The following is a 23,482-nucleotide window of genomic DNA, read 5'->3' on the forward strand; positions in this document are numbered from 1 at the left end:
TAAAGATTATTGCGGTTGCAAATCTATAAACTTTAAAACATATAATACAATTAAATAAAATTATTTTTTAATTTAATATGTGAATTATACCATAAACTTTCCAACATGCTTATAAGAAACCTAATTCAAACTTTAATCTTTTCAGATTTTATTCATAAAAAAGCCTTATAAATCCCTATTCAAACTCGTCTGCACGATCAATCAGTACGTATTCAATCTTCTACCGGCACTCGTATCAAGGCACCTTTACAAGCAGCGTTCCTTTTGTTAAAACTTGAAAACCAGTTGCATTTTCGCTAACTTTACAGAGCGTAAAAGATGAGGGCAGAAATGCATTCGTTTTTTTGCTTCAGAAGCATAGCATTTTCTAAGAAGAACTGAGGTTTAAGAAAACTTCTCAGAACGGTGTTTTGTTAAGAGGAACTTTACCAGTAGCATTTTTCTTCCGTTTTGTCGTCTAATTTCTTCCATACCAAAATAGAATTCCTGAAGGGCATGGGGCCGCAACGCGCCGGCCTGCTGCAGCTCGAACTGGGTATTTTCACCTTTGGCGACCTCATTCAGCATTACCCTTTCCGGTATTTAGACCGCACCCAGATTTACAAGATCGGCGAGCTGCACGAAGACCTGCCTATGGTGCAGATCAAGGGCACGCTCAAACGCAAGCAACTTATTGGCGAAGGCCGCAAACAGCGCCTCTCGGCCGTACTCGTGGACGATACCGGCGAAATAGAACTGGTATGGTTCAAGGGCGTGAAATGGCTCGATAAAACGCTGAAGAATTTCACCGAATACCTTGCCTTCGGCAAACCTACTTTGTTCAACAGCAGCCTGAATATGGCGCACCCGGAAATGGAAGATACTGCCGAGCTGAAGCACGAAAGCAGCTTTTTGCAGCCGGTGTACCATACTTCCGAAAAAATGAAGGTCCAGCGGCTCGACTCCAAAGTCCTGAGCCGGATCATGCAGGTGCTGGTGAACATGGCCAAACCGCACATTCAGGAAACCCTGCCGCAAAACCTAATTGACCAGTACAAGCTGATGTCGAAACAGGAAGCCCTGGTAAACATCCACTTTCCGGAGAATGCCGATAAATTACAAGCTGCCCGTTTCCGGCTGAAGTTTGAAGAGCTGTTTTACGTGCAGCTGAAACTGATGCGGCAGAAAGTGGTGCGCAAAGCCGACCTCAAAGGCCAGATCTTTAAAAATACCGGCGCGCTTACCGAGTTCTATAAAAACCACATGGTCTTCGACCTGACCAATGCGCAAAAACGGGTACTGAAGGAAATTCACAAAGACCTGATTTCGGGCAAGCAAATGAACCGCCTCTTGCAGGGTGATGTAGGCTCGGGCAAAACCATTGTGGCTTTTCTGAGCATGCTGATGGCTACAGACAACGGCGCCCAAGCCTGTTTGATGGCCCCCACCGAAATCCTGGCCGAACAGCATTACACCGGCCTGAAAGAGTACGCCGACAAGCTGGGCATTAACCTGGGCAAACTGACCGGCTCCACTAAAAAATCGGAACGCAATGTAATTCACGAGCAGCTGCAGAACGGCCAAATGCAAATGATAGTAGGCACGCATGCGCTGCTCGAGGACGTAGTGCAATTCCAGAATTTAGGCCTTTGTATTGTTGACGAACAGCACCGTTTTGGCGTAGCGCAACGCTCAAAACTCTGGCAGAAAAATCCGCGCATTATTCCGCACGTGCTGGTAATGACGGCCACTCCTATTCCGCGCACCCTGGCCATGACGCTTTACGGGGACCTGGACGTTTCGGTGATAGACGAATTGCCGGCCGGAAGAAAGGAAATTGTAACCGTGCACCGCTTCGACAGCAAACGTTTGCGGGTTTTCGGGTTTATGCGCGAACAGATAAAACTGGGCCGGCAGGTTTACGTGGTTTACCCGCTTATTGAAGGCTCCGAAACCATGGATTACAAAGACCTGACCGACGGCTACGAAAGCATTACGCGCGCCTTTCCGGAATACCAGGTAAGCATTGTGCACGGCAAAATGAAACCCGCCGATAAAGATTTTGAAATGCAGCGCTTCGTACGGAACGAAACCCAGATCATGGTAGCTACTACCGTAATTGAAGTGGGCGTGAACGTGCCCAACGCCAGCGTAATGGTAATAGAAAGTGCCGAACGGTTTGGACTGAGCCAGTTGCACCAGTTGCGGGGCCGCGTAGGCCGGGGCGCCGAGCAAAGCTATTGCATTCTGATGACGGATTATAAGCTGGGGAAGGATACCAAGATCCGCATCGAAACCATGGTGCGCACCAACAATGGTTTTGAGATTGCCGATATAGATCTGAAGTTACGCGGGCCGGGCGACCTGATGGGAACGCAACAAAGCGGGGTTTTGGATCTGTTAATTTCGGACCTTTCCAAAGATGCCAAGATTCTGCAGGAAGCCCGTTTTGCTGCCCAGGAACTACTGGACGAAGACCCTACGCTGGAAAAACCGGAAAACGAAAATATCCGGCTGCACATCCGTTCGCTAAGCAAGAATACCGTTAACTGGAGCCGGATCAGTTAAGCAGAATGGTAAGGTTTCTGGCTGAAAAAGTCAGCCACTCTAGAATATAGCGCAAGCATCCGCTTGTGCTTGCGTAATTACCTTGGTCTGCTATTAGAAAGCACAAGCGGACGCTTGCGCTATATTCTGCCAAAAAATTTATTTCATGAAATCAGGTATTTAAGACTTGGTTTAAATAGATTTTAATAAAATTGCCAGGCTCCGAGGACGGGTTCAGCTATTGAGATAGCCTTAATCATAAAGCGCAAATTCGAAAACAGTTCATGAAAAGCGTAATGCAGAAAACAAAAAATCCGGCTCCAGATCCGTTTGCTAAGTGCAAATGCGGTAAGCTGGAGCCGGATAAATTAAATGGCAAAAAGAATAAGTTAATAATACTCCTTAATTAGTTAAGGTGCAGGGAAGTTTTTTCGAAATGGATAGAAACCGGCGCTTGCTTCACCTCTATTGGCTTAGGAGCCTCCAGATTCTGGGTAAAGAATTCCGGCTGTCCGGCGCCGTCCGGAATGTGAAGGGCGATTGATTGCTCCTGAGCAAGCTTGCTTAACACCACCAAAACGGCTAAAACTAAAACTTTGAGTACAAATTTCATAAGGCTTGTTCACGTAAATTCAACAGAGAGCTATACTGATTCAACTACCTAAAGTTACGTACCGGCGCAAAAATAGTCATAACAGCCAGGTTATCTTTTTGTTAAACAAACTATTTTTTAATTTCTTCCGGCTATCAGCTAAGCTTTGTCTTGTTATTGTTATACTTTTAAACTTCTTATACCGTTTCCAACCTGCCGACCCGGCGCCAATTACCAGCTAAAAATATCCTGAAAACGCAGGTTCATTTCTATCCGTAAAGGCTATCTTTGTACAGACTCTTTTGCCTTCTCTAAATTTATTTATCTGAACTGTGAATTTTAGATTATTAGTGGTTCTTTTCGGTCTGCTTGCCCTGACCGGAACCAAATTCAAAACCTTCGCCCAATCCAGGATCAAGTCTGTTCCTTTTGTGTACGTTCCGGAAGCCTCCGAAGACCGGTACAACCAGCGCCTGAAACATAAAACGCTGGCCATTAACGAAACAGACTTCGTGATCCTGAGCAAGAAAGCAGATTCCGAGTATGCCATCGAGCGTTATGACGCAAATATAAACAAAGTTTGGACATCAGCTATACTTTTAAATCCGGGAGAAGAAATTGAGGCTTTTTCGAAAACTGCCGATGTGGTTTATGTGCTTTCCCACCGCTCCGACAAAAATGTTGGCTCGCAGATCCTCACCGCCCAGCTGGTAGACCTGAAAACCGGGCGGAAACTGGAACAGAAAAAGATTTTCGAAGCCCCTTCCAAAAGCCGCCGCATCGGGGTAAGTGTTTCGGAAGATGGCAGCAAAATTGTCGCCTTCCAGTACCTGATGCAGGAAGACCGCATCAAAGCGATCAGCGCAAGTGTGTATGATGCCCGGCTGCAGAAATTAAAAGACCGCACCTACAACCTCCGCGATATTTCCACGAACTTTTCGGCCGGCCTTAAGCTGGATAACCAGGGAAACCAGTTCCTGACTATTTTGAGCGACGACAACACCAAACTTTCCGTACGGCGCTACATCAACAATTCGGAGGAAGCCAAAGCGATGTCGGTACAATTGGGAGGCATGTTTGGCGGCCGTAAAGTTTATGTTTTCGAGCTGCAATATTTCTTAACCCAGGAAGGCCTGCTTTATGCCGCCGCTACCTGCCTCGATCAGGGAACAGCCGAGTACCATAGCCTGAAAGTGGTAAAGTTCGATTTTACTGCCGGCGAAATGGCTTTTGCGCCGGAATTCAAATTCACCCCGGAATACCTGGCCAGCCTGAATAAATTTTATCCGGACGGCAAGCCGGTAACCCGCCTGGAAGACATCGCACTTTCCCAACTCATTTTAACGCCGGAAAAAGACCTGATCATTATTGCCGAAAAGAAATACATGGAAGGCGGCGAAAACTCGAACTATGTAGCCAGGGAGTTACACCTGTTCACCTACGACGAATACCTGAACCTGGCCTGGCGCTCGGTGATCATGAAAAACCAGGTAGCCCCGTCGGACGAAGGCTTCAGCGGCATTTCGTACCTGGCCTCTTACCACGACGGCGCGCTTAATATTTTAACCCTGGAAACCCTGAAAGGCAAAACAGACCTCTACAGCCGTACCATTAACCCGAAAAACGGTGCCGGCGAAGTAATTGTCCCCCTCGGCCTGAACGTAGCCAACGACAAAGCAGTAGCTTACATCAAAGATTTCACCGCCTGGCTGGGACCCAAAACGTTAATTACGGTAAGCCGGCCGACTAAGAAATCGGCTACGCTGCAGTTGAATAAGATCAGTTTGAAGTAGGTTTTTGTCCGCAGCCTGGGCAACAGAAATCTTAAGCGGTATTACTAAAAAGCCGGTTAACATGTCGGCTTTTTAGTAATACCTGGGTTGCAATAACTGAAGAGAACTACTTAAAGAGACCACTTTTGAATCCGGTGATTATCCATATCGGCGATATAGATGAAACCCTTATTATCTAAATAAACATCACCTGGAAAATTCAGTTGATCGATAGCATTGCCTGCTCCGTTTCCACCTGCCACGGTTATACCCACAGTAGCCCCTGGCGCCCATTTTTGAACCCGGTGATTATATTTATCTGCTACATATACATTCCCTTTTTGATCGATGGCAATTCCTGATGGCCGGTTCAACTGGTTCGCTCCTCCGGCTTCTCCGTTGCCACCTGCAACCGTAGTTCCATTTGTTGCATTAGGGGCCCACTTCTGAACACGATTATTGAAGTAATCGGCAATAAATATATTGCCCACGTCATCTAATACTACATCATGCGGAAAGAATAGGGTATTTGCGCCTGAACCAATACCGTTTCCGGCAGCAACCGTTTTACCGGTACCTGCTCCCGGGGCCCATTTCTGAATACGATCGTTGTTTGAATCGCAAATAAATATATTCCCGGCCGCATCTACATAACCTCTGAAAGGATATTTTAATTGATCAGCGGCGGCTCCAGGGCCATTCCCGCCTGCCACCGTTACTCCGCTTGTAGCCCCTGGCAACCATTTCTGGATCCGCTGATTCTGTTCATCCACCACAAAAATATTTCCCTGAGGATCTACAAATACCCCGTGCGGATAATCAACCTGATTGGCAGCAGCACCGGCACCGTTTCCTCCTGCCACGGTTTCAATAATCTTGAATTTAGCCCTGAATTCCAACACCGTAGAATTAACCGGCAATCCATTGGAATCTAATAAATACGCTTTCAAAGTTTGATTAGGTTCTGAAGCCCCAAGCACCCAGGAGACAGCCGCCATCCCATTCTGATCGGTGGCCACTTTTCCTGAACTTACCGAGCCATTCCCTGCAGTTACTATAAATTCGATATACTTATTCTCCTGGGGTATGCCAGTGGCATTAACTAGTTTTACCTGTAGTAATTCTGCCAGAGGTTTTGCGGCAAAACCAGTTTGATTATCGCCGGAAACTTTGCTTAAACTTAAAGTTGGGGAAGGCTCTGGTTTATCATCTTCACAACCTACCAGAAAAAGTAAGAATAGCGCTGCTATTGCAGGTAAGTAGCTTTTTAAATTTCGGATCAAGCGCATGTAAATTATTCTGTATTTTCGCCAAAATTAACGACATCCCAACAATAACAAAAGTATATTACTGCAGATAAATAATTATTGGCAAAGGAACCTTGCCTGATGTTTTTCATCTAGCTCTTGAGTAAAAGTTTGTGCGTTAGCCCGTTTAAATGATCAGCGCACTTAAAAGGCGGTTTTATATTAAAGCCAAAGCAGTTCTTAACCTGGAGCACATATCAAAGATTTCACCGCCTGGCTGGAACCAAAATCTGATGGCGGTAAGCCGGCCAACTAAAAACCGGCTACGCTGCAGTTTAATAGGATCAGGTTGAAGCAGGCCTTTAGCTGCAGTTGATCGTGTGCATTAAATTATCGAACTCTTAAAAAAAAAGAAACGCCGGCGATTAGTCCGGCGTTTCTTTTTTTTTAAATAAAACTTTGTAAAAGCACCTTAAAATTTACGGCAGCCACTTCTGAATGCGATGATTAAATGTATCTGCTACAAAGATGTTACCGTTTGCATCAACAAAAACACTGGAAGGGCGGCTAACTTGATCTGGAGCCGTTCCAGTTCCCTTTCCGCCGGCTACGGTTACGCCGGTACCAGCTCCGGGTGCCCATTTCTGAATGCGATCGTTATTGTAGTCTGCTATAAAAATATTTCCGTTTGCGTCTACAAAAACACTTGCAGGAGTATTAAGTTGATTTGCAGCAAAGCCGGATCCATTTCCGCCAGCTACGGTTACGCCGCTGGTAGCCCCGGAAGCCCATTTTTGAATGCGATGGTTATCGGTGTCTGCTACAAATATATTTCCGTTTTTGTCTACAAAAACGCTATTAGGAGCACTCAATTGATTTGGAGCAAAGCCATCCCCGTTTCCGCCAGCTACAGTTACGCCCATAGTAGCTCCGGGAGCCCACTTCTGAATGCGATCGTTAAAGTAGTCTGCTATAAAAATATTCCCGTTTGTGTCTACAAAAACACTTACGGGATAATTCAATTGATTTGCAGCAAAGCCTGATCCATTTCCGCCGGCTACGGTTACGCCGCTGGTTTGGCCAGGAACCCACTTCTGAATGCGATGGTTATTGAAATCTGCTACAAATATATTCCCGTTTGCATCTACAAAAACACCTAAAGGGAAATCCAATTGATTTGCCCCAGAGCCTGCCCCATTTCCACCGGCTACGGTTACGCCGCTGGTTTGGCCAGGAGCCCACTTCTGAATGCGATGGTTATCGGTATCTGCTACAAAAACATTCCCGTTTGCATCTACAAAAACGCTGCCAGGATAATTCAATTGATTTGTACTACTACCAATTCCATTTCCGCCGGCTACGGTTACAGCTTTAAATTTTGCCGTAAATTCAGCCACCGTAGAAGAAACAGGCTGGTTGTTTGCATCTAATATATAAGCTTTTACACTTTGGGTACTGGCTGCCATGCCAAGTACCCAGGTCACCTCCGCCTCGCCATTCTGATCGGTAATTATTTTGCTCGTACTTAAAGATCCATTGCCGCTAGCCACAATAAAATCCACGAACTTATTCGCATCCGGAGCCCCGGCCTGGTTCAGTAGTTTTATTTTAATCGGATTAGCTAAAGGCTGTCCGGGAAAGCCTACCTGGTTATCTCCTGAAACCTTTTCTAATTTGAAAACTGGATTGGGCGAGGGAGTTGGAGACGGTATGGAATCCGGTTTGTCGTCTTTACAACCAATAAGAAAAAGAAAGAAAAATGCTGCTAAGGCAGGCAGGTAATTTTTTAGAGTTCGGCTCATACCAATGTCAATTATTCTATGTTTTGCCCAAAATTAAGGACATTTCAACAATAACAAAAGCATATTACTGCAGACGATAATTAATTATTGGCCGAGGAACCTTGCCTGATGTTTTTCCTCTAACCGTTGAGTAAGGGTTTGTGTGGTAGCCCGTTTTAATGATCAGCGCACTTTAATGGTGGTTTTATAGTAAAGCTGGACTTGTTTTTAATCCTGCGGCCTAAATAAAAGATTTTACGGCCGGGTCCAGCACCAAAAACATTGCTTGCAGAAAGCCAACTAGCAAAAAAAGCTGCTTCGCTACAATTGTCTGGAATTACTTTCAAATATTGGTTACATTTACCCGAACATTGAACAAAAGAATTAATTGTAACCTCTATGAAAAACATTTTCCTGCTATGCCTATTCCTGTTCGGAAGCATTCTGGTAAGCTGTAAAAAAGACAAAGACGATCCGAAACCTACTACCGGCAGCATAAAAGCTACCGCTACCCCAGCCGGGGCAGCTACCAACATGCGCCTTACCCGAGACAATACTACGATAGAAATTGCGCCCAACAGTTCCGGCGTTTTTCAGGCCGATAATTTACAGGCCGGCAACTATTCGGTTACGTTTACTCCTGAAATTGGCTACCAGGGGCCGCCAGCCAGCAATATTACGGTTACTGCCGGCAACACCACCGATATGGGCACGATAGGTTTTGTGCAGCCGGGCAGCCAGTTCATCGGCACCATGTCGGCTAGCGTAAACGGCAAAACCTGGAACTCTGCACTACATGGCGGTACAGTAGACGGATCGGGAATGGGTTTGACTATTTCCGGTGCCGCCGTTAGCTTAACGGGTACTACTGAAACAATTATGCTGAACCTGCCAAATATCACTGGTCTTGGCACTTACTCCGCTCCATTCGATGCTTCGGCCGTTTATATGGTAGCTTCGATTACCGGCACCCCACTGACCTGGGTTTCAGGCAGCAATTGCACCATAACCATAACAAATATCGATCAGGTAGAACAGAAAATTTCCGGCACCTTCAGCTTTACGGCCAATCCTGCCCCGGGCTCTTCTGCTTCCGGCAACAAAACCGTAACCAACGGCACCTTCACAAACCTGGTTATTCAGTAAAACAGTAACCTGTAGCAACAAAAAACCGCAGTTTAAAATTAAGCTGCGGTTTTTTGTTGCTATAATATAAAAGAAAGAGGTTTGAATTCGCCCGTATGAGCCGATCCTGTTAAAGTTAAAGCTTTAATATCAGATAGTTGCCGAACCAGTTCGATACCGGGATCCCAGCCGTCTCCACAATTCACCAATTACATTCTTATCTTTTCCTTTAGATTTTCAACCTTAAGATTGCAATAACAACCACTATTAGCTATTATTGCAGTTGTTATTTTATCAGTTATTATGAAAACAAATATTTTACGCTACTGTCTGCTTGCTGCAACAATAATTTTAGCGCCATCCTGTAAAGATGACAAAGAAGACAATAAACCGAGTAACAACACACCGGCTCCGGTGGTACCTTTAATAAGTAAGATAAACGGTGCCAATTGGGCTTCCGACCAGGTAGTGGCTCGCTTTCAAATTATAGGCGGAGAAAAGGTTATTACCGTAACGGCTGCCAGCGGCAACATTACAATGTCTTTAATAGCTCCGGAGGCGGTGGGCTCCTATAATAGCACGACAACTACTGTGTTAAGCGGCACTATTGTGGAGAAACAAGCAACCAGTGAGCATATGTGGACTACCGAAAATGGCGGAGATGCAACAATTGCCATTACCAAACTGGACCGTACCAATAAGAAAGTTTCGGGTACCTTTACCTTTACAGCCAAACCAATGTCGAGCGGCACTGCCCTCGGCGATAAAAAGGTTACCGACGGCTCGTTTACGGATATCACCATCCAGAATTAATTCTTTCAGGAACCAAACTTTTAACCAAACAAAAAGCCGGCTGCTTTCGCAGACCGGCTTTTTAAATTTTACCCAATCCCTTTTTTACTTAAAACGCATAGCGATTTTCAGCAATAAGTTTGGCAGCAACTCTTCTCCGCGCTTCTTTGGCATTGAATAATTCTGAAGTTTTAGTGAAGCGCTTCAGACCAATAAACAGCATTTTCTGTTCGTCGCCTTCGGCCATGGCACCAATCGCTTCCTTGCCGGCCAGGTAAGTCGTATTAATGGCTTCTTCCAGGTACACGCGCAGCATGTCTATTTGCAAGGCCGCCGCTTCTTCGCCCTGGCTTTGTACGATCTTTTCCACGCGCAGCAACAACGATTCGGCTACGTAAGTTTTAATGGCCATATCCGCAATGTTCATGAGCACTTCCTGTTCTTTGGCCAGGCTCATCATGAATTTCTGCACCGCGGTGCCGGCCGTCATTAAAATGGCTTTTTTCAGGTTGCGGATCACTTTTTTCTCCTGGCTGAATAGCGTTTCTTCTTCGTCGCCGAAATCCGGAATGCTCATCAGTTCGTCCTGCACGGCTTTGGCCGGACTCATCAGATCCAACTCCCCTTTCATCGCGCGTTTCAGCAGCATGTCAACCGTAAGCATGCGGTTGATTTCGTTCGTACCTTCAAAAATGCGGTTGATGCGCGAATCGCGGTACGCCCGGTCCATTGGGTAGTCGGCGGAGAAGCCGTAGCCCCCGTAGATCTGCACGCCTTCGTCCACCACGTAATCGAGCACTTCGGAGCCTTCCACTTTCAGAATGGCCGCTTCCACGGCAAACTCTTTGGCCGCACCCAATAAAGCTTCGTTGTAGCCCTGGCCGGCCGCTTTTAGCTCTTCTTCTTTTAAGTAGATGTCGTTGCCACAACGGTACAAGGCTGATTCCAGTGCGTAAATTTTAATAGCCTGCTCCGCCAGTTTATGACGAATAGCACCGAATTTGGAGATCGGAATTTTGAACTGGATGCGTTCGTTGGCATACTGCACGCTCAGATTCGCTACCTTTTTAGCCGCGCCCAAGGTTGCCGCTGCCAGCTTAATGCGGCCTAAATTCAGGATATTGAAGGCAATTAAATGGCCTTTACCGATCTCACCGAGCACATTTTCTTTCGGCACTTTGCAATCGGTTAAGAACACCTGGCGGGTAGATGAACCTTTAATACCCATTTTATGCTCTTCCGGTCCTAAACTCAAGCCTTCGGTGCCTTTCTCCACAATGAAGCCGGTAAATTTATCGCCGTCTACCTGCGCAAAAACAATGAATACATCGGCAAAGCCGGCATTCGTAATCCACATTTTCTGGCCGTTCAACACGTAATGATCGCCCTCCAGCACAGCTTTGGTTTTAGCTGCTAATGCATCCGATCCCGAGCCCGGTTCGGTTAAGCAGTAAGACGCCATCCATTCGCCGGAAGCCAGTTTGGGCAGGTATTTTTGCTTCTGCTCTTTGGTTCCGAAGTACAAAATGGGCAGCGTTCCGATACCCGTATGCGCGGCAAAAGCCACCGGGAAAGAATGTCCGCCGCCGGCCGCTTCGGTTACTAAAAGCGAGGTATTGAAATCTTTGTCGAAGCCGCCGTATTCTTCCGGAATGGAAATGCCGAACAAGCCTAATTCGCCAGCCTTTTTCATCAGGCTTTCCATCAGGCCTTCTTCATGGTTATCTAAGCGGTCCAAAACCGGCGTAACTTCCGAATCCACGAACTGATGCGTGGTTTCCGCCATCATTTTCTGTTCTTCGTTGAAATCTTCCGGGGTAAAGATATCGGCCGCCTGGGTTTCCTTGATGAGGAATTCGCCGCCTTTTAAGGTTCTATTCTGGGTAGTTTCCATGTTTTTGAGACTTAAGATATAAGACACAAGATTTAAGACTTCTCTTTTCTAAGACGATCTTTAAATCCGTTTATCATTTTTTGGATTTTCTGTAATTGTGTTACTAATTCAGCTAAAACTGAATCGTTTATAAAACCGAAAGCTTGAGCAAGAATTAACTGCGTTTCTAGCTCAAAAGCTGAACCTAGGGCAATATTTAAATATTGCAAAAATTCCTTATCTGAATTTCTACCAGCTCCTTCCGCTATATTAGATGGGATAGAAACTGATGCCCTATTTATTTGAGACGTAAGACCATACTTTTCATTTGGAGGGAAATTGGCAGTAACTTTATAAACTGATTTTGCCAATTCCATTCCTTCTTGCCAAATCTTTAATTCTTTAAAATTGTGCATTCCAAAAGTCTTAAGTCTTGTGTCTTACGTCTTAAGTCTATCTCAGCAATTCATAAATACCAGCCACACCCTGGCCGCCGCCTACGCAGGCCGTAACCATGCCGTACTTCTTATTTCTTCTCCGAAGTTCGTGGAAGAGTTGCACGGAAAGTTTCGCGCCGGAACAGCCCAGCGGGTGGCCCAACGCAATGGCGCCGCCGTTCACGTTCAGCACCTCCGGGTTGATGTTAAGCTCGCGCATCACGGCAATAGACTGGGAAGCAAACGCTTCGTTCAGTTCGATCAGATCGAGGTCTTCGAGTTTCATGCCGGCCATTTTCAGCGCTTTCGGAATTGCTTTGATCGGCCCCATGCCCATGATTCTTGGGTCGATGCCTTCGGTGGCGTAGGTAACCATGCGGGCAATCGGTTCCAGGTTCAGTTCCTTGATCATGCGTTCTGACATCACGAGCACAAACGATGCACCATCGGAAGTCTGCGAGGAATTACCGGCCGTTACGCTCCCGTTTTGAGCAAAAACCGGTTTCAGTTTGCTTAGTTTTTCTACGGAAGTATCGGCTCTTGGACCTTCGTCAGTGTCTACTACGTAGCTTTTTGTTTTCTTCTTGCCGTTTTCATCGAGGTAGGTTTCTTCCACGTTTATCGGAACGATCTGGTCTTTGAAATACCCGTTCTGAATGGCGTTGATCGCTTTTTGGTGGGAATTAAAAGCAAACTGGTCCTGATCTTCGCGGCTAACGTTATAATCTTTCGCCACGGCTTCGGCCGTTAATCCCATGCCTAAATAATACTCCGGGTGCGAAACCGAAACCTTGTAATTCGGTACCGTTTTCCAGCCCACGGTGGGTACCAGCGACATGCTTTCCGTACCGCCGGCAATAATACAATCAGCCATACCGGCGGTAATTTTAGCCACCGCCATGGAAATGGTTTCCACGCCGGAGCCGCAGTAGCGGTTCACGGTTTGCCCGGACACGTTGATGGGCAGCGACAACAGCGAAATCATGCGGCCGATCTGCAAGCCCTGCTCCGCTTCCGGAACGGCATTACCGACGATCAGGTCATCGACTCTTGCCGGGTCTAACGAAGGCACTGAAGCGAGCAAATGTTTGATCACATCGGCCGCCAAATCATCGGGACGGGTGAACCGGAATACGCCGCGCGGCGCTTTGCCAACAGCAGTACGAAATCCGGTTACGATATATGCTTGGTTCATTTTTCTTAAATTGTTAATTGTTTATTGCTGATTGTTAATTGAATTCGCTTAGTATATCAGCAGTAACTATTTTTTATTTATGCTTTTATGCTCTTCCGGATTTGCAATCCGGAAGTTTGGAGTTGCGGATCTGTGATCCGCTTTTACCTGCTTTAAGCTGTTGCAATCTATGCCGGCGGCAGTTTTGCGGATTGCAAATCCGCGGCTCCGGTCCTTTCGGATTACAAATCCGAAAGAGCAATTAGCTGAGAGCAGCTTATTACTTTTTTGAGGCTAAAACTATGACGTTTGCAGCCATTTAATTTAATTACGCAGCGGCTTACCAGTGGTCAGAATGCTTTGGATGCGTTCCAGCGTTTTGCGTTCACCGGTCAGCGACAGGAAGGCTTCGCGTTCCAGGTCCAGCAGGTATTGCTCGGAAACTTCGGTTGGAGCCGAGAGATCGCCGCCGCACATGATCCAGGCCAGTTTTTCGGTGATCTTTTTATCGTGCTGCGAAATGTAACCGCCTTCGTACATGGCGTGCGCGCCGGTCAGGAACATGCCTAAACCACTGCGGCCTTCTACTTTAATATTAGTGCGTTGCGTAGGTTTGGTGTAACCGGTTTCGGCTAAACGAATGGCAGCAGCTTTGGCATCGGCGATCAGGCGGTTCTGGTTAATCGAAATTTCATCGCCTGGCCGTAGGTAGTTCATATCCATGGCTTCGTATGCCGAGGTTGCCACTTTCGCCATGCCGATGTTCAGGAAAGCGTTTCGCAAACGGTTCAGCTCCGGGTCGCCTTCTTCGAAACTTGCGGCGGTGCGAAGGGTCATCTCTTTGGTACCGCCACCGGCCGGGATTAAGCCTACGCCGAATTCAACCAGACCAATGTATGTTTCTGCAGCAGCTTGTACGTGGTCGGCGTGGAGGGTTATTTCGCAACCACCGCCCAGGGTTAAACCGTGCGGGGCAACTACTACCGGAATGGCCGAATAACGCACGCGCATCATGGTGTTCTGGAACTGTTTGATCATGAGGTTGATCTCGTCGTATTCCTGTTCCAGCGCGTTCATGTACAGCAAAGCCAGGTTGGCACCGGCGGAGAAATTCGGGGCATCGTTGCCAATCACCAGGCCGCGGAAATCTTTCTCGGCCAAGTCGATGGCTTTATGAATGCCCTGCACCACTTCTGAGCCCATGGTATTCATTTTGGTGTGGAATTCCAGGTTCAGAATGCCGTCGCCAATATCCATGATCGTAGCGCCTTTATTTTTCCAGATTACGTTGTTGCTCCGGTAATTATCCAGGATGATGAAGTTTTCGGTGCCCGGAACCTGGTTGTAGGCTTTGGAAGGAATATCGTAATAGAGACGTTTGCCGCTTTCACTTTTATAGAAGGTTTCGGGACCGTTCTGCAGCATTTCGGTAACCCAGTTCGCTGGCTTATAACCGGCTTTTTCCATGTTGGCTACGGTTTCTTTCACGCCCAGCGCATCCCAAACTTCAAACGGACCCAGATCCCAGCCGAAACCGGCTTTCATGGCATCGTCGATCCGATAGAGTTCGTCGGAGATTTCCGGAATGCGGTTCGAGGCGTATTGAAACAAACCGTAGGAAGTTTCGCGGAAAAAGTCCGCGGCTTTGTCGGAAGCACCGGCAAAAGCTTTCAAACGCGAACGCAAATCTTCGATCGGCTTGATGGTTTCCATGCTCTGGAATTTCACCTTGCTTTTCGGGCCGTATTCCAGCGTGTTCAGGTCTAAAGTCAGAATCTCGGTAGCGCCGCTTTCAGTTTTGGTTTTCTTGTAAAAGCCCTGTTTCGATTTATCACCGAGCCAGTTGTTTTCCACCATTTTCTGCACGTAAGCCGGCAACTGGAACAAGTCGCGGCTTTCGTCTTTTTCTCCGGTCTGGTACAAGCCTTGGGCTACTTTCGCCAGCGTATCCAAACCAACTACATCCAAAGTCCGGAACGTAGCCGATTTTGGGCGACCAATGGCCGGGCCGGTAATTCTATCGATTTCATCTACGTTCAGGCCGAGTTTGTTCATGACCTGCAGGCCCTGCATGATGGCGTAAATACCGATTCTGTTCGCAATAAAAGCCGGGGTATCTTTCGCTAAAACGGTGGTTTTTCCGAGGTACAGATCGCCGTAATGCATTAAGAATTTCACCACTTCCGGATCGGTTTTCGGCGTGGGAATAATTTCCAGCAGTTTTAAATAGCGCGGCGGGTTGAAAAAGTGCGTACCACAGAAGTGCTTCTGAAAATCTTCGGAACGGCCTTCGAGCATAAAATGGATCGGGATGCCGGAGGTGTTGGAAGTGATGAGCGTGCCCGGTTTCCGGAATTGTTCTACCTGCGCAAAAACCTGTTGCTTGATCTTCAGGTTTTCTACCACCACTTCAATGATCCAATCAGCGCTGGCAATGTCCTTCATATTGTCGGTGAAGTTGCCGGTGGTAATGCGTTTTGCGAAATCCTTTTTGTACAGCGGCGCCGGGTTGGAATTGATGGCGGTTTGCAAGGCGGCATTCACGATCCGGTTACGCACCTGCGGGTTTTCCAGCGTCAGGCCTTTTGCCTGTTCTTCCGGAGATAGTTCGTTGGGAGCAATGTCGAGGAGCAGCACCTGCACGCCGATGTTGGCGAAATGCGCCGCGATCCGCGAACCCATGACGCCGGAGCCGAGCACCGCTACTTTATTGATGATTCTTTTCATTGGTAAGATTTTAGTATCTGGATTTTAGATAGTAGACTCTTTAATTTTTTGAATGTGTGCATGTGTAAGGATGGACTCTGAAGGTTAACTGTTTCTGGAAGGTTTAGTTTTGCAATTTGACCCCTCCAAAATCCTTCTCTCCTTTGCCGAGATAGGCTCCCTAATTCAGGGGCGAACTTTTTCTACCTCTGTTGCCAACTTTACTGCAGCTAGCCAACGAGGTCCTTCGCTGTCACGCAGGATGACAGCAAGAAGAAGCTTCTGCCATTTTAACATTTCCTCATTTTCTAAATTTCACATTAGCACATTGAAAAAATTAGCACCTTAATAAATGCTTTTGCTTTCAATTAACCCGTTGATGCGGCTGATGACGCTGAAGAAACAATCGAGGTCTTCTTCGGGGATGGTTTCGCGCACTTTCTGGTTGAATTTTTTTACCGTTTGGCGGGAAACTTCTCGCTTTTGCAGGCCGACTTCGGTGAGCATGATCCTTACCGAACGTTTGTCTTTTTCGTCGGCCATTTTGTAGATGAGGCCTTTTTCCTCCATGCTTTTTAAAATGCGGGTCAGGCTACGGGCTTCCAAACCTAAAAGCGGGGCAATTTTGGTAGCCGGCGTTCCCCCCGCGGGATCGATGTTCAGGAGGACGAAGCCGATGGCAGTGGTGATATCGTGCTTGGCGGCCTGTACGTTGTACATGCGCGAGATGGCGTGCCAACAGACTTTAATGTTGTAATCTACGGTTTCTTCGGGTTTCATAGCGGCAGGTAGCATCAAAAGGTTTATACCAAATATAACGAAAATTTGTTATGCTTGCATACTAAATAAAGAAAATATTTTTTTTGATCAGGATTTTCAGGATTCATTTGATTGCCAGGAATTCCGATAATGATTTTTCGCAAAATGGTTTATCGCAATATGCTAGGGCAGGAACAAGCCCGGCCCATACATGAAATCATAGGACTCATAAAAATCAAATAAATCATAGTTCAGACAAAAAAAACCCGGCGCACACGGCACCGGGCTTTGCTTCTTAACTATACATGCCTTCTATCAGATGGCGGTAATTGGCTGAAATCACTTTCCGTTTTACTTTTAGCGACGGGGTTAATTCGCCGCTTTCGATGGTCCAGGGATTCAGCACCAGTTCGAATTTCTTGATCTGCTCGTATTGGGCAAAACCTTCGTTAAAGCCGGCAATTTCCTTTTTGAATTTCGCGATCACTTCCGGCTTCCGAATCATTTCAGCATCAGTGGTGTAGGGAATTTCGTGGATCTTGCACCAATCCTGCAGGCCAGTGTAAGAAGGTACGATGAGCGCCGACGGGAATTTCTGGCCTTCGCCCACCACCATGGCCTGTTCGATCACGAGGCTTTCTTTGAGCTTGTTCTCGATCTGCTGCGGGGCCACGTATTTGCCGCCCGAAGTCTTGAACATTTCTTTTTTACGGTCAGTAATTTTCAGGTATTTGCCTTGCTCCAGGTGCCCAATATCGCCGGTATGGAACCAGCCTTCGCTGTCGATCACTTCGGCGGTAAGTTCGGGTTTGTTGTAGTAGCCTTTCATCACGCCCGGTCCGCGGGTCAGGATTTCCCCATCCGGAGCAATTTTCACTTCCACGTTATCGATCGGCGGGCCAACCGTGCCGATCACGTTGTTTTCGGGCTCGTGGCGGTTTACGGCAATTACCGGGCTGGTTTCGGTTAAGCCGTAGCCTTCCATTACCCGGATATTCGCCGACCAGAACACGCGCGCCAACCGTGGCTGCAGCGCCGCCCCCCCCGAAACAATAGCAATTACGTTTCCGCCGAGGGCTTCGCGCCACTTATTAAAGATCAGTTTGTTGGCCAGCGCCAGCTGCATGTTGTAGAAGAAGCCCTGGTCTTGCTGCGTATCATATTTCAGGCCTAATTCAAGTGCCCAGAAGAAAAGCTTACGCTTCACACCGTCCAGTTCAAGACCTTTGGCCACGATCTTGTCGTACACTTTTTCGAGCAGGCGCGGTACCGTGGTAAACACGTGCGGCTTTACTTCCTTCAGGTTATCGGCAATGGCTTCCATGCTTTCGGCGTAGTAAATAGAAACCCCGAAACTCATGTATAAATAAAGCAGCATGCGCTCGTAAATGTGGCAAAGCGGCAGGAAACTCAAAGCCCGGTGGTGCTCGTTTACCGGCACGTAAGGCGAAGCGCCTTTCACGTTGCTGATAATGTTGTTGTGCGTAAGCATTACGCCTTTCGGGTTACCAGTGGTGCCGGAGGTATAAATAATGGTTAACAGGTCTTCGGGCGAAATAGCGGCTTTTAAAGGTTCCAGTTGTTGCGGATCTTCGCCTTCGGCCAGTTTTAAAAGCTCTTTCCAGCATTTTGCACCGGGCACGTCATCGAAGGTATAAATTTCCAGAATGCCGGGAATATTGGCCGTGGCCGCCATTACTTTGTTGTACAAATTGCGGTCCGAAACGAATACCACTTTTACTTCGGCATCGTTGAAAATATAGCGGTAATCTTCCTCGGTAATGGTAGGATACATGGGCACGCCCACCGCCCCGACCTGCTGGATCCCGTAATCGACAAACACCCATTCCGGCCGGTTCATAGACACAATGGCTACTTTATCGTTCTTTTTCAAACCCAGCTTCAGCAAACCAAGGCTCACTTTATTGGCCTGATCTATGGTTTGCCGGGTGGTGTATTTCTGCCACTGGCCGTTAATTTTAGAAGCCATGCAATCTGGCTGCGGGTATTTCTGCAACTGAAGCGGGAGAATATCGAAGGCGCGGGTAAAATCCATGGGAAGCGTTGTTAGTGAACTGTGGGTATTCTACTTCTAAATAAAACGAATTTCATTCGGAAAAACCAATATTTAGCGGCTTTTCTGCATTACGTCCTTAGCGGGCATTCCGGTTTTATTTTCTTAAATTTGAAGCTGTCACTTTAGTAACGTATGAACTTAGGAATCCTGTTCCAGCCTTTGCCCGAAGAATTTGAAATTCAGCCCACCAGCGATCTGAAATCGGTAGCGGCGCAAATCGACGGCTTCATTTATAAATTTCCGGACTGGCAGGAGGCCGATATTGCCATCTTCGGCGTAAACGACAACCGCGGAAAAACGGTACATAACACCGGCGAAAACCCCGCCGATGTGATCCGCCGGAGCTTTTATAAATTAAAGAAAGGCACAGGCCGTTACCGGCTTACCGACCTGGGAAATTTAAGCCCGGGCATTACGCTGGAAGAAACGCATTTCCGGATCCGGGAAGTAGTGGAAACCTTAATTGCCAATAACACCATTCCGGTAATTCTGGGCAGCAGCCACGACCTGGACTACGGGCAATTTCTGGCCTATGAAACCTGGGGCCGGCCGGTGAACCTGGTGATGGTAGACAGCGCCCTGGACATGACCGAACACGCCGGCGCGGCCGAAAACCAACTGCACCTGCACAAAATTTTAATGCACGAACCGAATTATTTGTTCAGCTTCAGCCAGATCGGGCACCAGAGTTATTTAACCGAACCGGAAATGATGGCCGTACTGGAAAAACTGAATTTCGAAACCATCCGGATAGGCGAAGTGCACAAAGACCTGCCAAAAACCGAACCGCTGATCCGCCACGCCGACCTGATGAGTTTTGATGTTTCAGCGATCCGTTTTCAGGATGCCCCGGGGTATAGTCCGGCCAATCCGTTCGGCTTAACCGGCGAGGAAGCCTGTCAACTTGCCTGGTACGCGGGCTTGAACGACCAGTTAACTTCCTTCGGGGTTTACGAATACGACCCAACTTCTGACGCCCACGGCTTAGGCGCGAGCACGGTGGCTACCATGGTCTGGTACTTTATTGAAGGCTATTACCAGCGCAAAAACGAACTGGATTTCACGAGTAAAAAATTCACCAAATACCAGGTTGCTTTCCACGACAATCCGCACAAAATGATCTTCTACAAAAGCAACGTAAGCGACAAGTGGTGGCTGGAAGTAGAAAACCTGACGCCGGAAAAAGACAACCACATTGTGCCCTGCACTTACGAAGATTACCTGCAGGCTACCAACGGCGAAGTGCCGAACCGCTGGATCCTTACGCAGGCGCGGATGGGATAATTAATGTGCTAATGGTTTAATGTGCTGATGTGGTAATGGTTGAATTGTTGATTGTTGATTATTGATTGGAATGACTGATAAGTGGCGAGTTCAAAGAATAAACAGCGTAGATGTGAATCATTTTCAAATCTCCAAATTTTCAAATCTTCACATTCCCGCATCTTCAAATTTTCAAATTGAAATGAAATTTCACTTAATACTTTTTCTGCTGTTTTCCCTGCCTTTTTTTGCTTTGGAACTGAAAGCACAGGAAATGCCATGCAAATATCCGCTCAATGTTTCGGCCGATTCGCTGGTGAATTTTGTGAAGCATGACTTTGCAAGACGTACCGGCAAACCACCGCAAATTGATCCGGAGGACTGGCAGATGTACTTTTACGACAATACCCGGGGCATTAATTTTTCGGTTGCTTATGCCCAGGCGCAGGACTTTTTAATGAAGCGGTTAGGAAAGTCGGTTTACTGCAATTACGTAGACCTTACGCTGAACAGCTTCGAGATAAATGCCAACAACAGCGACGAATTCTACCTGACCTTTATGCTGCAATTGCCGGGCCTGGAAAACCCGAAACAGCAGGGGTATATGCAGTACCAGTACGAAGTTATTCCGATCAAATTCACCATGAACCTGCAACCGGATAATTGGCTGTCCATCACCTACCCTACCAACGTTCCGGATTGCGGCGGTCAGCCGGATTGCGGTTTTAAGATCACCAAAGACAAAGCTCTTTCCATGGCGCGGGCCAATAATATTATTACCAATTCCGTAGACTATTTGATCGATACCGACGGGAAAGACTGGCTGCTGAAAACTTCCTCCGACGGCTGGAATAAAATAAACCTGTACCGGATAAACCTGCAGACCGGCGCGATTTCGGATAAACAGGTTTTTAACCGGTAAACTACTTTTTCCTTCAAAACAATAGCATTTTAGCTGCCAACCTTTTCACCTTGGAAACCGAATACGAGCTTTTACCGGAATACACCAAAAACCAACTGGCATTACGCAACGGCCAGGACCGCGACGAGATCTGGGTCGGTTATAAAGGCCTGATCTACGACGTAAAAAAATCGCGTTTGTGGAGCCGGGGCAATCATTACGAACATTGGGCCGGCCAGGACTTAACCGCCGAACTGAAAGACGCCCCGCACACCGAATACGTCTTCGACAAATTCACCGTGATCGGCCGGATTAAAAATTAAATAGTTGCATAGTTAAATGGTTAAATTGTTGATGGCTTTTCTAATAACCTACAATTTTCCCCCTTTAACTATTAAGCAATTTAACAATTTAACCATTTAACAATGATCTTAATAGCAGACAGTGGCTCTACCAAAACGGACTGGCGACTACTTACCAAAGACGGCGAAGTTGGTCAGCTGAAAACAGTTGGCTTTAACCCGGATTACCAGCGCACCGATGGCATTTACCAGGAGCTTAAGGATAGTTTGCTGCCGCAAATGGTAGGCAAAACGCCCGAAAAAGTCTATTTCTACGGAGCCGGCTGCAGCACGCCTAAAAAGGTAAAAGAAGTTTCCGATGCCCTTTACATGGCCTTTCCTACGGCGGAGATTCAGGTAGAGCACGACTTGCTGGCTGCTGCACGCGGCCTTTGCGGCACCGAACCGGGTTTGCCCTGCATTCTGGGCACCGGCTGCAATTCGGCGGTGTATGATGGCGAAAAAATCACGGCCAACGTTCCGTCTTTGGGCTTCTGGCTCGGCGATGAAGGCAGCGGAGGTTTTTTAGGTCGTCAGTTACTTATTTATTTCCTGAACAAAGAATTACCCGCCGATCTGCTGGAGGAATTTGCCCAGGCTTTTCCGGAAGTTAATTACTCGGAAGTGATGGAGCGCGTGTATCGCAAACCCTATCCGAACCGCTACATGGCTTCTTTTGCTACGTTCATCGCGCCGCGCAACAAGCACCCGTTCATTCAGCAATTGCTCCGCGACGGATTTCAGCTGTTTTTTAACCGGCAACTCGGCACCTACCCCGAACACAAAGAGCTGCCGGCCCACTTTGTAGGTTCTATTGCCTATTACAATTCCGATATTTTAAAAGAAGTAGCCGCCAAAAACCAGATCACCATCGGCCGGATCCTCCGAGGCCCCATGGAAGGCCTGATTCAGTACCATCTTCAATTGTTAAATGGTTAAATTGTTTAATTGTTGATTGGTGAGTCAAGAGTACTCCCATTGTTCATTTAATCATTTATACATTCACACATTCTGGCAATAGCATATTAGCACATTAAATAATTAGCACATTAAAATGAGCACCACCGAAACCGCCTCGCACTACGATCACCTGGAAAAAATGTCGGTGCACGAATTGCTGGTTAATATAAACAAGGAAGACAAAACGGTACCCTTAGCGGTAGAAAAAGCCATTCCGCAAATCGAAAAACTGGTAGAAGTTATCGTAGAAAAACTGAGCAACGGCGGGCACTTGTTTTACATCGGAGCGGGCACCAGCGGTCGTTTGGGAATTGTAGATGCTTCGGAATGTCCGCCTACGTATGGTGTGCCTTTCGACCTGGTGCAGGGCATTATTGCCGGCGGCGACGGCGCCATTAGAAAAGCCGTGGAATTTGCCGAAGATGATTTTGAGCAGGCCTGGAAAGACCTTCAGCAAGCTGGTATCACAGAAAAAGATGTGGTAGTAGGAATTGCCGCTTCCGGCCGGACGCCATACGTAATCGGCGGTTTGCAGGCCTGTAATGAAAACGGAATTGCTACTGGTTGTGTGGTTTGCAATGCTAATTCTAAAGTAGCGCAAACGGCACAATTTCCGGTAGAAGCAGTAACCGGACCCGAGTTTGTGACCGGCAGTACCCGCATGAAAGCCGGCACCGCCCAGAAACTGGTACTGAACATGCTTACCACAAGTACCATGATAAAACTGGGCCGCGTAAAAGGAAACAAAATGGTAGACATGCAACTCACCAACCTGAAACTGGTAGACCGCGGCGCCCGCATGCTGATGGATGAGCTTCAGATTTCGCATGAGGAAGCGGCTGCTTTACTGGAACAACACGGGAACGTGCGGGCAGCTATTGAAGCTTATAGAAGCTAGCTTTTTGCTAATTGGAAGGCAACCACCCCCAACCCCTCCTTGAAAAAAGGAGGGGAGCTTTTTTCTTCTCTGCTTTTCACTTTATTTTCTGCTTTACCTTATCCTCTCTATTATAAATTCACAAGTTTCATTTAGGTAGAAAACTTCATTCAACGGTAATCAAGCTCCCCTCCTTTTCAAGGAGGGGCCGGGGTGGTTATCTAACAAAAGGGAATAACGTCCTTTCGCGCGTAGCTCCCGATAAAAATTAATCGTACT

At 47.1% G+C, this 23,482-nt stretch carries 18 protein-coding genes; 9 read left to right on the top strand and 9 right to left on the bottom strand.

The window, feature by feature from the left end; translation table 11 throughout:
• Positions 1–450: 450 nt before the first annotated feature.
• Complete coding sequence (gene recG, locus F0P94_RS17685; RefSeq protein ID WP_225307272.1) at positions 451–2,547, top strand: ATP-dependent DNA helicase RecG; 2,097 nt, start codon at positions 451–453, stop codon at positions 2,545–2,547.
• Between the two features lie 385 nt (positions 2,548–2,932).
• Here recG and F0P94_RS17690 read toward each other — a convergent pair whose 3' ends face one another.
• Positions 2,933–3,139, bottom strand: coding sequence for a hypothetical protein (locus F0P94_RS17690; RefSeq protein ID WP_150905537.1), 207 nt, complete (start codon positions 3,137–3,139; stop codon positions 2,933–2,935).
• A 311-nt stretch (positions 3,140–3,450) separates the two neighbouring features.
• Here F0P94_RS17690 and F0P94_RS17695 point away from each other — a divergent pair, with 311 nt between their 5' ends.
• Positions 3,451–4,911: a hypothetical protein gene (locus F0P94_RS17695; RefSeq protein WP_150905539.1), complete on the top strand. Its 1,461-nt coding sequence runs from the start codon at positions 3,451–3,453 to the stop codon at positions 4,909–4,911.
• Positions 4,912–5,021: 110 nt separating this feature from the next.
• On the opposite strand, the gene F0P94_RS17700 is transcribed toward F0P94_RS17695, so the two are convergent.
• Positions 5,022–6,179 carry an NHL repeat-containing protein gene (locus tag F0P94_RS17700; protein WP_150905541.1) on the bottom strand — a complete coding sequence of 386 codons (1,158 nt, stop codon included), beginning with the start codon at positions 6,177–6,179 and terminating at the stop codon, positions 5,022–5,024.
• A gap of 437 nt (positions 6,180–6,616) precedes the next feature.
• A complete protein-coding gene (locus F0P94_RS17705; RefSeq protein WP_150905543.1) occupies positions 6,617–7,939 on the bottom strand; it encodes an NHL repeat-containing protein in 1,323 nt (440 codons plus the stop codon).
• A 378-nt stretch (positions 7,940–8,317) separates the two neighbouring features.
• Between F0P94_RS17705 and F0P94_RS17710 the strand changes: the two genes are divergently transcribed.
• Both F0P94_RS17710 and F0P94_RS17715 read left to right on the top strand, forming a co-directional pair.
• The gene (locus F0P94_RS17710; protein ID WP_150905545.1) at positions 8,318–9,064 is read left to right on the top strand and encodes a DUF6252 family protein; all 747 of its coding nucleotides are present in this window, start codon (positions 8,318–8,320) and stop codon (positions 9,062–9,064) included.
• A gap of 282 nt (positions 9,065–9,346) precedes the next feature.
• Complete coding sequence (locus F0P94_RS17715; RefSeq protein ID WP_150905547.1) at positions 9,347–9,856, top strand: DUF6252 family protein; 510 nt, start codon at positions 9,347–9,349, stop codon at positions 9,854–9,856.
• Between the two features lie 88 nt (positions 9,857–9,944).
• Here the strand turns inward: F0P94_RS17715 and F0P94_RS17720 are convergent, their stop codons facing one another.
• The 6 genes from F0P94_RS17720 to F0P94_RS17745 all read right to left on the bottom strand — a co-directional run bounded on the left by F0P94_RS17720 (position 9,945) and on the right by F0P94_RS17745 (position 18,840).
• The gene (locus F0P94_RS17720; protein WP_150905550.1) at positions 9,945–11,729 is read right to left on the bottom strand and encodes an acyl-CoA dehydrogenase family protein; all 1,785 of its coding nucleotides are present in this window, start codon (positions 11,727–11,729) and stop codon (positions 9,945–9,947) included.
• A gap of 32 nt (positions 11,730–11,761) precedes the next feature.
• A complete protein-coding gene (locus F0P94_RS17725; RefSeq protein ID WP_150905552.1) occupies positions 11,762–12,124 on the bottom strand; it encodes a four helix bundle protein in 363 nt (120 codons plus the stop codon).
• Between the two features lie 37 nt (positions 12,125–12,161).
• Positions 12,162–13,340, bottom strand: a complete 1,179-nt coding sequence (locus F0P94_RS17730; RefSeq protein ID WP_150905554.1) for a thiolase family protein — start codon at positions 13,338–13,340, stop codon at positions 12,162–12,164.
• Positions 13,341–13,643: 303 nt separating this feature from the next.
• Positions 13,644–16,046, bottom strand: coding sequence for a 3-hydroxyacyl-CoA dehydrogenase/enoyl-CoA hydratase family protein (locus F0P94_RS17735; RefSeq protein ID WP_150905556.1), 2,403 nt, complete (start codon positions 16,044–16,046; stop codon positions 13,644–13,646).
• A 324-nt stretch (positions 16,047–16,370) separates the two neighbouring features.
• Complete coding sequence (locus tag F0P94_RS17740; protein ID WP_150905559.1) at positions 16,371–16,805, bottom strand: MarR family winged helix-turn-helix transcriptional regulator; 435 nt, start codon at positions 16,803–16,805, stop codon at positions 16,371–16,373.
• A 274-nt stretch (positions 16,806–17,079) separates the two neighbouring features.
• Complete coding sequence (locus F0P94_RS17745) at positions 17,080–18,840, bottom strand: AMP-dependent synthetase/ligase (protein WP_150905561.1); 1,761 nt, start codon at positions 18,838–18,840, stop codon at positions 17,080–17,082.
• Between the two features lie 153 nt (positions 18,841–18,993).
• On the opposite strand from F0P94_RS17745, the gene F0P94_RS17750 reads away from it, so the two are divergent.
• The 5 genes from F0P94_RS17750 to murQ all read left to right on the top strand — a co-directional run bounded on the left by F0P94_RS17750 (position 18,994) and on the right by murQ (position 23,224).
• Positions 18,994–20,145, top strand: coding sequence for a formimidoylglutamase (locus F0P94_RS17750; protein WP_150905563.1), 1,152 nt, complete (start codon positions 18,994–18,996; stop codon positions 20,143–20,145).
• A gap of 181 nt (positions 20,146–20,326) precedes the next feature.
• Entirely contained in the window at positions 20,327–21,046 is a 720-nt protein-coding gene (locus F0P94_RS19755; protein ID WP_262714331.1) for a hypothetical protein, read from the top strand.
• Positions 21,047–21,096: 50 nt separating this feature from the next.
• Entirely contained in the window at positions 21,097–21,348 is a 252-nt protein-coding gene (locus F0P94_RS17760; protein WP_150905565.1) for a cytochrome b5 domain-containing protein, read from the top strand.
• 102 nt (positions 21,349–21,450) lie between these two features.
• Positions 21,451–22,305 (top strand): hypothetical protein, encoded by an 855-nt coding sequence (locus F0P94_RS17765; RefSeq protein ID WP_150905567.1) that lies wholly within the window; start codon positions 21,451–21,453, stop codon positions 22,303–22,305.
• 115 nt (positions 22,306–22,420) lie between these two features.
• A complete protein-coding gene (gene murQ / locus F0P94_RS17770; protein WP_150905569.1) occupies positions 22,421–23,224 on the top strand; it encodes an N-acetylmuramic acid 6-phosphate etherase in 804 nt (267 codons plus the stop codon).
• Positions 23,225–23,482 lie beyond the last annotated feature (258 nt).

Origin of the sequence: Adhaeribacter soli (assembly GCF_008727925.1) — a bacterium.
GTDB lineage: Bacteria > Bacteroidota > Bacteroidia > Cytophagales > Hymenobacteraceae > Adhaeribacter_A > Adhaeribacter_A soli.

Excerpts from the sequence above, each read along its gene's own strand:
- F0P94_RS17730 (WP_150905554.1), bottom strand. The coding sequence starts at position 13,340 with ATGAACCAAGCATATATCGTAACCGGATTTCGTACTGCTGTTGGCAAA.
- F0P94_RS17750 (WP_150905563.1), top strand. The coding sequence starts at position 18,994 with ATGAACTTAGGAATCCTGTTCCAGCCTTTGCCCGAAGAATTTGAAATT.
- F0P94_RS17690 (WP_150905537.1), bottom strand. The coding sequence starts at position 3,139 with ATGAAATTTGTACTCAAAGTTTTAGTTTTAGCCGTTTTGGTGGTGTTA.
- F0P94_RS17720 (WP_150905550.1), bottom strand. The coding sequence starts at position 11,729 with ATGGAAACTACCCAGAATAGAACCTTAAAAGGCGGCGAATTCCTCATC.
- F0P94_RS17710 (WP_150905545.1), top strand. The coding sequence starts at position 8,318 with ATGAAAAACATTTTCCTGCTATGCCTATTCCTGTTCGGAAGCATTCTG.
- murQ (WP_150905569.1), top strand. The coding sequence starts at position 22,421 with ATGAGCACCACCGAAACCGCCTCGCACTACGATCACCTGGAAAAAATG.
- F0P94_RS19755 (WP_262714331.1), top strand. The coding sequence starts at position 20,327 with ATGAAATTTCACTTAATACTTTTTCTGCTGTTTTCCCTGCCTTTTTTT.
- F0P94_RS17740 (WP_150905559.1), bottom strand. The coding sequence starts at position 16,805 with ATGAAACCCGAAGAAACCGTAGATTACAACATTAAAGTCTGTTGGCAC.
- F0P94_RS17745 (WP_150905561.1), bottom strand. The coding sequence starts at position 18,840 with ATGGATTTTACCCGCGCCTTCGATATTCTCCCGCTTCAGTTGCAGAAA.
- F0P94_RS17765 (WP_150905567.1), top strand. The coding sequence starts at position 21,451 with ATGATCTTAATAGCAGACAGTGGCTCTACCAAAACGGACTGGCGACTA.
- F0P94_RS17705 (WP_150905543.1), bottom strand. The coding sequence starts at position 7,939 with ATGAGCCGAACTCTAAAAAATTACCTGCCTGCCTTAGCAGCATTTTTC.
- F0P94_RS17725 (WP_150905552.1), bottom strand. The coding sequence starts at position 12,124 with ATGCACAATTTTAAAGAATTAAAGATTTGGCAAGAAGGAATGGAATTG.
- F0P94_RS17715 (WP_150905547.1), top strand. The coding sequence starts at position 9,347 with ATGAAAACAAATATTTTACGCTACTGTCTGCTTGCTGCAACAATAATT.
- F0P94_RS17735 (WP_150905556.1), bottom strand. The coding sequence starts at position 16,046 with ATGAAAAGAATCATCAATAAAGTAGCGGTGCTCGGCTCCGGCGTCATG.
- F0P94_RS17700 (WP_150905541.1), bottom strand. The coding sequence starts at position 6,179 with ATGCGCTTGATCCGAAATTTAAAAAGCTACTTACCTGCAATAGCAGCG.